We start from the raw sequence: 10,212 nt of genomic DNA on the forward strand, positions 1-10,212 counted from the left end.
GCGGTCCAGGATTTGAATTCGGTCAACGGGGATCCCCTGTTTGAAAAGGACGGCGCACCTCCTTCGCCGCACAGCGCTCCTCGCTTTCGCGGCGACGATGGCGCTGTCGATGGCGGCAAGGGCTTCGGATTTTTCCGAGCCCTGGAAGAACGCCGATCGCGCCCTAGTCGTCGACGCCTACGAGTATAATTCCATCGACTGGGCCCAGCTCGCCACCGACAAGCGGGTGGTCGGGTTCATCAACAAGGCGTCCGACGGTATGCCGCCGCCCTATTACTGTTTGGGTGATGACACCGAGGTGAAGCTCTGCAAGGCATTGTGGAAACGCCACGCAGTGACGCGCGAACTCTTCCAGACCCGCCGGGTTGTCGCCAAGGCACTCGGCCTGAAATGGGGCGCCTACCATCTCGCCCGCCCCGGCAATCCGGTCGAGCAGGCCAACAGCTTCCTCGATTTCGCCGAGCCCGCACCGGACGATCTCATGGCCCTCGACATCGAGGGCAACGATCCTTCACAATGGATGTCACTGGACGATGCCGAGGAGTTCGTCCGCCAGGTGCATCGGCGCGTCGGCCGCTTCCCGGTCATCTACACCAACGGCAAGACAGCCCAGTACATTGCCGACAACAGCTACAGATACCGGCTCCTGTCGCGGTTGCCACTCTGGTATGCCCGCTACATCAACGACATCGACGTGCATTTTCCGATGGGCAACTGGCAGGGCTACGCACTGTGGCAGTTTTCGGCGCGAGCCAATTGCGGCAGGTTCCGCTGCCCTTACAGGGTCGCCGGTACACCCAAGGACATCGACGTCAATGTCGCGCCGACGGATGCCGCCACGCTGCGCGCGCAATGGCCGTTCGGTGGGCTCATCGACGTGCCGCCCGACTATCTCGCCTCGATACCACTTCCCGTCTCACGCGAAGCCGGCCTTGCCGGCAATGTCACCATCACCTACGCCTCGGTGGCGGCGCCGCCGACCTTCGAGGACATGGTTGTGGCGTTGGGCACGCGCTGGACGAAATTTCGCGACGGTTTCCGCATGCCTGTCGTGAAGACGGTGCCGCGACGGCCTGACTTCGGCATTGTCCAATATGTCGCCTGGAAGCGGACGGAACAGCGTTTTCCGGCGCAACTCGACGCCGCCTTTGCCGCCGCCGATCCACTCAGCACCGCTTCGACCGAGATCGATCGCGGCCAGCGGTAGACTGCCGTCTCTCCAAAGAGACCTTCAGTTTGACTGCTCGCGCGCAACGGCCTGCCAGCCAATGTCGCGGCGGCAGAAGCCATCCGGCCAGTCGATGCGGTCGAGCGCGGCGTAGGCTCGTCTCTGCGCCTCGCCGACGGTGCTTCCCGTCGCCGTGACATTGAGGACGCGGCCGCCATTGGCGACCAGCGCGCCGCCATTGATGGCGGTACCGGCGTGGAAGATCTCGACACCGTCGCCCGCCGCGTCTTCGACGCCGCGGATGACCGACCCCTTTTCCGGCGTGCCCGGATAGCCCCGGGCCGCCATCACCACGGTAAGTGCGGCCTCGTCGCGCCAACGCACCGAAGTATGGGCAAGCTGCCCGTCGGTTGCCGCGTTGAGCAGAACCAACAGATCGTCCTTCAGCCGCATCATCAGCACCTGGCATTCCGGATCGCCGAACCGGGTGTTGTATTCGATCAGCTTCGGCCCCTTATCTGATATCATCAGCCCGGCGAACAGTACGCCGGCGAAGGGCGCACCCAGTTCGGCCATGCCGCGCATGGTCGGCTCGACGATCTCGCGCATGGTGCGTTCGACCATCTGCGGCGTCATCACCGGAGCTGGCGAGTAGGCGCCCATGCCACCGGTGTTGGGACCGGTGTCGCCATCGCCAACGCGCTTGTGATCCTGCGCGGTGCCGAAGGGCAGCGCGGTGTTACCGTCGCAGAGGCAGAAGAAGCTTGCCTCTTCGCCGGTCATGAACTCCTCGACCACCACCTCCGCGCCGGCGGCACCAAAGGAACCGTCGAAACAGGCATCGAGTGCGGCCCGCGCCTCATCCAGCGTCATGGCGACCGTGACGCCCTTGCCGGCGGCGAGCCCATCGGCCTTGATGACGATCGGCGCGCCCATCTTCTCGACATAGGCCTTGGCGGTCGCGAGATCGCCGAAGCGGCCATAGGCAGCGGTCGGGATGTTGTATTGGGCACAGAGATCCTTGGTAAAACCCTTCGAACCTTCCAGCTGCGCGGCCGCCTTGGATGGGCCGAAGACACGAATGGCTTGCGCGCGCAAATAATCGGCAATGCCGGCGACCAGCGGCCCTTCCGGGCCGACGACGACGAGGTCGATTTTTTTCTCCTTGCAGAAGACGGTTACAGCGGCATGGTCGGCTATATCCAGCTTCACCAATTCGGCCTCGCCGCCGATACCCGGATTGCCGGGAGCGGCGTAGAGCCTGGTCAGTAGCGGTGACGCGGCGATCTTCCAGGCGAGCGCATGTTCGCGGCCACCGGAGCCGAGAAGAAGAACGTTCATGGCCACCTCTTGATGCCGATCTCTTTGAGCACCCGCTATTGCTCTCTGGACGACGGGTCAAGGCATCAGGGTGCTTTGATCGGAATTTGCGCACGGGAACGGTACCACATGCCGAACTTCGGCGGCGGTATCCGCCGAACAAGTTCCGGCGCTGCTCAGCCCTCGTAGACGACCGGGAACCAGTCCTCGCGCAATTTCTGCCCCGGCCGCATGCCATGGCCATGATAGGGCGGCGAGGTGCGACCCGGCCGTTCGACGTAGCGCGCATCGTCACCGACCCAGCGCAGCGACAGCGCCCGACGTCGCGCCGTCGTCAGATTGCCGCGCGCGCCATGCGCGGTCCTGAAGTCGAACAGGATGGCGTCGCCCGGCTCCATTTCCCATTCGAGCACCTTCAACGACGGATCCTTGTCGGGATCGGGCACCGGCAGGTAGTCACCCTCGCCGGCATAAAAATTGCTGTCGTCGAGCCAGCGCACCGGCAGGATCATCTTGTCCCATTTGTGCGAACCGGCGATCAGCCGCAGCGTCGCCTCCTTCACCGGATCGATGGGAATCCAGAAGCTTACCGTCTGCTGGCCATCGACAAAGTAGTAAGGAATGTCCTGATGCCAGGGCGTCGGCTTCTGCGTGCCGGGTTCCTTGACCAGCACATGGTCGTGGAAGAACTGCGCGGTGCGCGACTGCATGACCGCCGCCGCCAATTCGGCGGCGGGCGATTCCCGCACCACACTGACGAATTCGGGAATGCGCTCCCAGTTGCAATAGTCGTCGAAGAAACTGCCGCGACCGTTGGCGATATCAGACGCGGCGGCGCTGCGGTTCTGCATGTTGCGCTCGATGCCGGCGGCAATCGTGTCGACCCAGCCCTTGAAGGCGCCTCGGATGCAGACCGCTCCGTCACGGTGATAGTCGGCGATTGTCTTTGCATCGATTGCTTGGGTGTCGGTTGCGGAAGCCATGGCGTTCTCCTCTTGGCAGCACACCGACTATCGCAAGCAGCATTCATTCAGTAAAATAATAACTTTCCATCTGATACATAGGACAGTCCTATGAACGTGACCCTCACCCAATTGCGTTACCTTGTCGCCGTGGCTCGTCACGGCAGCGTCACCGGCGCGGCAAAGGTGCTGAACTTATCTCAGCCGTCGATCTCGGTGGCTATCGACGCCGTCGAAAAGAATTTCGGCCAGAAACTGTTCGTCCGCCAGCGCGGAAGCGGTGTTTCGCCGACATCGTTTGGCCGCGCCGTCGTGGTCAAGGCAAGACAGGTTCTCACCGAGACGGACGAACTCATCGGCCTGGGTTCAACCAAATCGGCTGTCAGCGGTGAGCTGGTGCTGGGGTGCTTCGAGGACCTGGCGCCGTTCTTCGCGCCGGCCCTGCTCCGCGCCTTCTCCGAACGCCATCCAGCCGTTAAGGTCGTCGTTCGCGACGAAACCTTCGAAACGCTGGGACGACGGCTCGGCGATGCGGCCATCGATCTCGGTCTCACCTATGATCTCAGCCTGCCGACGCATTTCGCCCGCATCCTGCTGCGCGAACTTCACCCGCATGCGCTGTTGCCGGCGGGCCATGCCCTGGCGGATCGCCCGTCAGTCAGCCTTGCGGATCTTGCCGCCTATCCGCTGATCACGACGGACCAGCCGCACAGCTGGCAGCACATGCTCGACCTGTTCCGCAGCCGCGGCCTTTCGCCAGCGGCCGACATGACGACGAGCTCGTTCGAACTGCAGCGCAGCATGGTCGCCAACGGCTTCGGCGTTGCGGTCAGCTATACCCGTCCGTACGGCGACCGCAGCTATGACGGGCTGCCGCTTGTCCGCAAGCCGCTGTCCGATCCGCTGCCGATGCAGCGGATCCTGCTCACCTATGACTCGCATCAGCGCGTGTCGAATGCGGCGCTGTCCTTCATCGACGTGGCGAAGGGGTGGTTCGCCAGCCGCGACATCTTTGCCTCGTGAAAGGCTGACGGACCCCGCTCCCGCGCTTGCCGCTTGACGGTTTCCGCCGCTGCTGCCACTCCATGGACATGGAACCTATCCAGTCGAAAGCGGCCCAGGGCCGTGTCGCCGATGCGCCGAACGGCCATTGGGTCTATCGCGTGCTGCCACGCTCGTTATGGCCCTATGCGCAACTTGCCCGGTGGGACAGGCCGATCGGCTGGCAGTTGCTGCTGTGGCCGTGCTGGTGGTCTGCGGCCCTTGCGGCGAGCGCCTATCCGCGTCCCGGCGACCCGCTGCTGTCGCTGCTGCCGGCACCTTGGTATCTCGTGCTGTTCCTGGTCGGCGCCATCGCTATGCGCGGCGCCGGCTGCACCTACAACGATCTCGTCGATCAGGACATCGACAACCAGGTCGAACGCACGCGCTCGCGGCCGCTGCCGTCGGGCAAGGCGACGCGCCGGCGGGCGTGGCTGTTTGTTGCGCTGCAGGCGCTGGTCGGCCTCGCGGTGCTCATACAGTTCAACAGCTTCGCCATCCTGCTCGGCATCTTCTCACTGGCAATCATCGCCATCTATCCATTCATGAAGCGGATAACCAATTGGCCGCAACTTGTACTCGGCCTTGCCTTTTCCTGGGGCGCGCTTATGGGGTGGGCGGTCGAGTTCGGCGATCTCGATGGGCCTGCAATCATGCTCTATATCGGCTCGATCCTGTGGGTGATCGGCTACGACACGATCTACGCGCATCAAGACAAGGAAGATGACGCCATTGTCGGCGTGCGCTCGACGGCACGCTTGTTCGGCGACAACACCAAATCGTGGCTGGCAGGACTCTATGGCGGCGCGCTGATCTGCTTTGCCATCGCCTTCGCGTCGGCGCAGGCTCCGGTGGTGGCGCTGGCTGGACTGATCGCCGCCGGTGCACATATGGCCCGGCAGATCGCGGTTCTGGATATCGACAATCCGGACCAATGCCTGCGGCTGTTCAGGTCGAACAACCAGGTCGGCTGGCTGATCTTCCTCGGCCTGATCGGCGGCGCTGTGTGGGTGGCGCTGAAGCCGCTGGTGTAGCGGCTTCTTACCTTTTCCGTTCCCCTTGCGGGAGAAGGTGGATTGGCGCGTAGCGCCAAGACGGTTGAGGGGTGCTGGAGGGAGTGCCGTCCGTGCCAAGCTGGAGCACCCCTCATCCGACCGAGCTTCGCTCGGCCACCTTCTCCCACAAGGGGGAGAAGGAAGATCCCATCTCACTCCCGCGAAATGATTTCCTGGCCGTCGATGACCAGCCTGAGACCGAGGGCGCCAGCCCTGCGGCGAGCGAGGAAGCGCGGGCGGCGCGTGTTGGAAACGCGGCCCTTGCGGCGATCCTGCGGCGGCAGCGTCTTGATGGCGGCGCCAAGCGATTCTTCCAGTGTACGGGCAACGCCGTCCGATTCGATCAGCAGCATCGGCAGACGGTAGGCGTCGGCCCAGGCGCGCCAGTCGGCGGCGACATCGTCGAGATCGTCGGCCACCAGCAGCGGCACCGATAGCATCGGATCGTTGTGCAGGAGTTCCAGGGTCACCGTGACATTGCCGTCCGGGTCCTCCATGGCGCGGGCGGCAACGCCGCGGAACGCATTGGCGGGCAAAACGACGATCGCGGGCAGGCCGCTCATCTCGAGCATGCGGCGGATCACGGCACCGCGCTGGTCGATGGTGAAGGTCACGTCGCCGTAGTCGTCGCGGGTCGCGTAGCTCACCACTTGCGGCAGGCGAAATGGGTCGAGACGCATGTTGCGTCCCGCCCAGACTGGCTTCAGTCCGGTGTTCATGGATGCCCTTCCTGTCTGTCTCCTGAGAGCCGGTGTCCGGTTCTCTCCGGGCCGGTTTTTCCAGCCTCGTTTGTATGGAGACAGTAGCGCGGGCTCCTTACCGCCCCGCTTAAGAAAGTCGGTTAAATTTTGCTGATCTCAGGGATGGTTATCGGAATGCCACCAGCCACAAGACGTTGAAAGGATCAGATAACCTTACCGGGATTCATGATGCCGGCCGGGTCGAAGGCAGCCTTCACCCTGCGCATCAGATCGATCGCTATCGGTGGCGCGGTCGCGATCAGTTCGTCGCGCTTCAACTGGCCGATGCCGTGCTCGGCGGAGATCGAACCGTGCAGGCTGCGCACCACGTCGTGCACCGCCCTGTTCATGGGGTGATAGAGGGCAAGAAACGCCGCGTCGTCGCCGTCGACAGGCCGCGAGATGTTATAGTGGAGATTGCCGTCACCCATATGGCCGAAGCAGACGACGCGGGCCCCGGCGCTCACCGACGCCACCGCGGTGGCTGCTTCTTCGATGAAGTGCGGGATCGATGCGATAGGCACCGAAATGTCGTGCTTGATCGAAGCACCCTCCGGTTTCTGCGCCTCGGGCAACACCTCACGGAAATTCCAGAACGCATCCCCCTGCCCGAGACTGGCCGCGATGACGGCGTCGCCGACGAATTTCTGTTCAAGGCCGGCCGAGAGCACCTCCTCGATCAAGGCTCTCGAATCTTCCGATGAACGACCCGACGAAATCTGCATCAGCACATACCATGGCCAATCCTCGATCAGCGGCCGCGTCACGCCCTGGGCATGCGCGAGCGTGAAATCATATGGCCGCTTGCCGATCAGTTCGAAAGCGGTCAGTGCAGCCCCCGCGCGGTCCATCGCCAGGCTGAGCAGGGAAAGTGCGGCGTCGGGCGACGACAGGCCGACGAAGGCCACCTCGCGCCCCTTCGGCTTCGGAAACAGCTTGAGCACGGCGGCGGTGATGACGCCGAGGGTGCCTTCGGCGCCGACGAACAGGTTCTTCAAATCGTAGCCGGTGTTGTCCTTCTTCAGCTTGCGTAGATCGTCGAACACCTCGCCGGTAGGCAGCACCACCTCGACACCGAGGCAGAGTTCGCGCGCATTGCCATAGGCAAGCACGCCGGTGCCGCCCGCATTGGATGACAGGTTGCCGCCGATCTGGCAGGAGCCTTGCGCGGCCAGCGACAGCGGAAACAGCCGGTCGGCGGCATCGGCCGCCTCCTGCAGCGTCTGCAGGATGACGCCGGCCTCGACCGTCACCGTGTTGGACAGGACATCGATCTCGCGGATGCGGTTCAGCCGCGAAAGCGACAGGATGATCTCGCGGCCGGACCTGTCCGGCACCTGGGCGCCGACCAGCCCGGTGTTGCCGCTTTGCGGCACGACCGGCGTTGCTGTCTCGGTCGCCAGCCGCATGATCAGGCTGACCTCGTCGACGCTGCCCGGCCGCAGCACCAGCGATGTCACGCCGTGCCAGAGCCCGCGCCGCTCAATGAGGTAAGGCGCGATATCCTGCTCGTCACGCAGCGCATATTTGTCGCCGACGATCGCCGCGAAGCGATCAATGAGAGCGGGATCCAGTTTGGCTGAATTTTCGGTCATGCGGAAAACTATGTCGTGGGCAGCATGTTGTCACGAGGGGCGGCGGCACGCGAAAGCCGATCGTTGATCGCCTCGCCCAGCCCGTCGAACGGAACCGGCTCGACGGCGATGGTCAGCGCGCCGCTGCGGTCAAGCTCTTGCATAAAAGCGAACAGGTTGCTCGCCGCCTCGCGCAGGTCTCCGGCTTCGGATAAATTGAGGAAAGCGGCGGCGTTTCGCCAGCCTGCCGCCCGTTGGCCGCCGAAGCCGAGCAGGGCTTCGCCCGCACCGACCGTCCCGGCGTTGAGCCGCATCGCAGCGCCCGGCGCATAGTGCGAGCCAAGCATCCCTGGCGCCTCGATGTCGGTGGCACCGCCGCGCAACAGCTCCATGCCGACGGCCGCCTCGATCTCCTCGGCGGCGATGCCACCGGGCCTCAGCAGCCGCAATGCTGCGCCCTCGACCTTGATAATGGTCGATTCCAGCCCGACCGGGGTCGCGCCGCCATCGACGACCAGCTTGATCCGCGCGCCGAGATCCGCCGCCACCGCCTGCGCGGTCGTTGCGCTGATCTTGCCGGATGAATTAGCGCTGGGCGCGGCAAGCGGGTGGCCGAGCCTGGCGATCAGGTCAGCGCCAAAACCCCTCGGCATGCGCAAGGCAATCGTATCGAGCCCGGCAGTGACCAGCGGATGGATGCCGTTGCCGGGCCGTTGCGGCAGCACCAGCGTCAGCGGACCGGGCCAGAATGTCAGCGCCAGTTTCTTCGACAGCGGATCGAACAGCGCGTGGCGTTCTGCCATCGCCATATCGCCGACATGGGCGATAAGCGGGTTGAAGCGCGGCCGTCCCTTGGCTTCGAAGATGCGCGCCACACCGATGCCGTTGGTGGCATCGCCGGCCAGCCCGTAGACGGTTTCCGTCGGGATGGCGACGACATCGCCACCCCTGAGCAGCGCCAGCGCCTGCTCCATGGCCTCGCCGACGGCAAGAATTTCAGCCACTCTCGTCACCTCACAGATGTGGGGTGCGTAGTACGATGGCGGCCGTTGGGCAAGTCGGGTGTTAGGGCAAGGGTTGTCGGACAAGGCATTGTCGGACAAGCTGGGCTTTGGCGATTTATCAATTCCTAAAATGCTATGCTTCCACGAAAGCCGGTATCAATTCCAGCCTGCTATTGTGCAGCCTCTGGGCAAAGGGGAGAGGTCATCGTGTCTGTGCGTATCCTGCTGGGTATATTTCTTGCGGTGGCAACCGGCGGGGCCCAGGCCTCGTCTCTCGTTTTCCCGGGCGCGTCATCCTCGACACCGTCGATCATCAAGCTGGGCGCACCTATGGCCAGTGATGCAAAGTCGGTGGTGGCGGTCGGTGATGCCCAGCCCGGCGTCACCGATGAAAAGGTGGCGGCGATCCCGGACAAGCCGGAGGCCAGGCATGGCTTCCAGCCAAGCCCGATGGTCATTCGCGGCGGCATTGCCGGTCCTGCCTTCTCGGCTCCGACGCCAACCGCCGAACCCGCCGCAGCTGCTGCGCCAGCCACAGGCACCGAGCCAGCGGCAGGCACTGTGCCGGCAACGGCCACCGCCTCCGCAGCCCCGTCGGGCAATGCCGAGAACCAATCCGCCCCGCCGAACGCCCCGGCGCCGGCGCCCGGTCAGCGGATGCCTCCCAATGGCTATTCCAAATAGCTTCGGCTCACGATCGCCTGGCATTGATGCGTGGCTTGACTGCCGTCTGGCGCCCGGCGCACCATTGCCAGGCCGTTTCAGTTTTATGTCAGCCGCTGGACGCTATCGCGTCGAGCGGCCCCGGGAGACGGGATTTCATCGTTAGGGGCAAGGGGGTTAGATCATGAGAAAATTCAAAGCCGTTACCGCGGCAGGGCTTCTGCTGGCTTCATTGCTTGGCGGCACGGCTCATGCCGATGAGATGCTGGGATCCTATGTCGCTCGCATTTCCGATCGGGACCATCAGGCGAGTGACGGCTATGCGCTGGACAATGCCGCGCAAATGGTACGGCAGGACCGCGCCAACTGGCACAAGTTCCACCGCCGCGACAGCGACGACGAGGGTGATGGCTGGTTCAGGACCAACGACCAGCGCGCCGATCTGCAACGCATGCTGGAGCGTGGCGGGGCGATGAGTTCATCGACCAAGCGCGCAATCGTCAATGGCGAACCGCTGATCCAGGTCGACGTCTACGAAAACAGCGTGCGCGTCAGCGTCCTGGAAAACTGAAGGATGCGGAACGACTGACAGACGGGGCGGCGCGTAAGCGCCGCCCCGCCCACCAAACACACCAACGGCGGCCGAAAATAAGGCCGCGTGTTAGTTTTTGTCGTGCGATTGGGG

10 protein-coding genes are annotated in these 10,212 nt (G+C 63.9%); 5 read left to right on the forward strand and 5 right to left on the reverse strand.

Features of this window, described 5'->3' with window-relative positions; translation table 11 throughout:
• Nucleotides 1–40: 40 nt before the first annotated feature.
• On the forward strand, nucleotides 41–1,207 hold the full coding sequence (locus tag NKJ90_RS28420; protein ID WP_023759096.1) for a glycoside hydrolase family 25 protein: 1,167 nt from the start codon (nucleotides 41–43) through the stop codon (nucleotides 1,205–1,207).
• Between the two features lie 24 nt (nucleotides 1,208–1,231).
• Here NKJ90_RS28420 and purD read toward each other — a convergent pair whose 3' ends face one another.
• Together purD and NKJ90_RS28430 are read right to left on the reverse strand one after the other, a co-directional pair.
• The gene (gene purD / locus NKJ90_RS28425) at nucleotides 1,232–2,509 is read right to left on the reverse strand and encodes a phosphoribosylamine--glycine ligase (protein WP_023759095.1); all 1,278 of its coding nucleotides are present in this window, start codon (nucleotides 2,507–2,509) and stop codon (nucleotides 1,232–1,234) included.
• A gap of 155 nt (nucleotides 2,510–2,664) precedes the next feature.
• Nucleotides 2,665–3,471: a phytanoyl-CoA dioxygenase family protein gene (locus NKJ90_RS28430; protein ID WP_023759094.1), complete on the reverse strand. Its 807-nt coding sequence runs from the start codon at nucleotides 3,469–3,471 to the stop codon at nucleotides 2,665–2,667.
• Between the two features lie 90 nt (nucleotides 3,472–3,561).
• Here NKJ90_RS28430 and NKJ90_RS28435 point away from each other — a divergent pair, with 90 nt between their 5' ends.
• Both NKJ90_RS28435 and ubiA read left to right on the forward strand, forming a co-directional pair.
• Complete coding sequence (locus NKJ90_RS28435) at nucleotides 3,562–4,473, forward strand: LysR family transcriptional regulator (protein ID WP_023759093.1); 912 nt, start codon at nucleotides 3,562–3,564, stop codon at nucleotides 4,471–4,473.
• Between the two features lie 68 nt (nucleotides 4,474–4,541).
• Nucleotides 4,542–5,525: a 4-hydroxybenzoate octaprenyltransferase gene (ubiA, locus tag NKJ90_RS28440; RefSeq protein WP_023759092.1), complete on the forward strand. Its 984-nt coding sequence runs from the start codon at nucleotides 4,542–4,544 to the stop codon at nucleotides 5,523–5,525.
• A gap of 173 nt (nucleotides 5,526–5,698) precedes the next feature.
• Here the strand turns inward: ubiA and NKJ90_RS28445 are convergent, their stop codons facing one another.
• The 3 genes from NKJ90_RS28445 to NKJ90_RS28455 form a co-directional block, all read right to left on the reverse strand.
• Nucleotides 5,699–6,265 carry a DUF6101 family protein gene (locus NKJ90_RS28445; RefSeq protein WP_023759091.1) on the reverse strand — a complete coding sequence of 189 codons (567 nt, stop codon included), beginning with the start codon at nucleotides 6,263–6,265 and terminating at the stop codon, nucleotides 5,699–5,701.
• 185 nt (nucleotides 6,266–6,450) lie between these two features.
• On the reverse strand, nucleotides 6,451–7,881 hold the full coding sequence (locus NKJ90_RS28450; RefSeq protein ID WP_023759090.1) for an FAD-binding oxidoreductase: 1,431 nt from the start codon (nucleotides 7,879–7,881) through the stop codon (nucleotides 6,451–6,453).
• An 8-nt stretch (nucleotides 7,882–7,889) separates the two neighbouring features.
• Nucleotides 7,890–8,864: an L-threonylcarbamoyladenylate synthase gene (locus NKJ90_RS28455; protein WP_023759089.1), complete on the reverse strand. Its 975-nt coding sequence runs from the start codon at nucleotides 8,862–8,864 to the stop codon at nucleotides 7,890–7,892.
• A gap of 207 nt (nucleotides 8,865–9,071) precedes the next feature.
• On the opposite strand from NKJ90_RS28455, the gene NKJ90_RS28460 reads away from it, so the two are divergent.
• Both NKJ90_RS28460 and NKJ90_RS28465 read left to right on the forward strand, forming a co-directional pair.
• Nucleotides 9,072–9,548, forward strand: a complete 477-nt coding sequence (locus NKJ90_RS28460) for a hypothetical protein (protein ID WP_023759088.1) — start codon at nucleotides 9,072–9,074, stop codon at nucleotides 9,546–9,548.
• A gap of 163 nt (nucleotides 9,549–9,711) precedes the next feature.
• Complete coding sequence (locus NKJ90_RS28465; RefSeq protein WP_352487352.1) at nucleotides 9,712–10,098, forward strand: hypothetical protein; 387 nt, start codon at nucleotides 9,712–9,714, stop codon at nucleotides 10,096–10,098.
• Nucleotides 10,099–10,212: the final 114 nt, after the last annotated feature.

The sequence above is a fragment of the Mesorhizobium sp. M0051 genome (assembly GCF_040323235.1).
Classification (GTDB): Bacteria; Pseudomonadota; Alphaproteobacteria; order Rhizobiales; family Rhizobiaceae; genus Mesorhizobium.

What these genes read in the sequence shown, in the direction of transcription:
- NKJ90_RS28430 (WP_023759094.1), bottom strand. Translation starts at nt 3,471, where the DNA reads ATGGCTTCCGCAACCGACACCCAAGCAATCGATGCAAAGACAATCGCC.
- NKJ90_RS28445 (WP_023759091.1), bottom strand. Translation starts at nt 6,265, where the DNA reads ATGAACACCGGACTGAAGCCAGTCTGGGCGGGACGCAACATGCGTCTC.
- purD (WP_023759095.1), bottom strand. Translation starts at nt 2,509, where the DNA reads ATGAACGTTCTTCTTCTCGGCTCCGGTGGCCGCGAACATGCGCTCGCC.
- NKJ90_RS28450 (WP_023759090.1), bottom strand. Translation starts at nt 7,881, where the DNA reads ATGACCGAAAATTCAGCCAAACTGGATCCCGCTCTCATTGATCGCTTC.
- ubiA (WP_023759092.1), top strand. Translation starts at nt 4,542, where the DNA reads ATGGAACCTATCCAGTCGAAAGCGGCCCAGGGCCGTGTCGCCGATGCG.
- NKJ90_RS28465 (WP_352487352.1), top strand. Translation starts at nt 9,712, where the DNA reads ATGAGAAAATTCAAAGCCGTTACCGCGGCAGGGCTTCTGCTGGCTTCA.
- NKJ90_RS28435 (WP_023759093.1), top strand. Translation starts at nt 3,562, where the DNA reads ATGAACGTGACCCTCACCCAATTGCGTTACCTTGTCGCCGTGGCTCGT.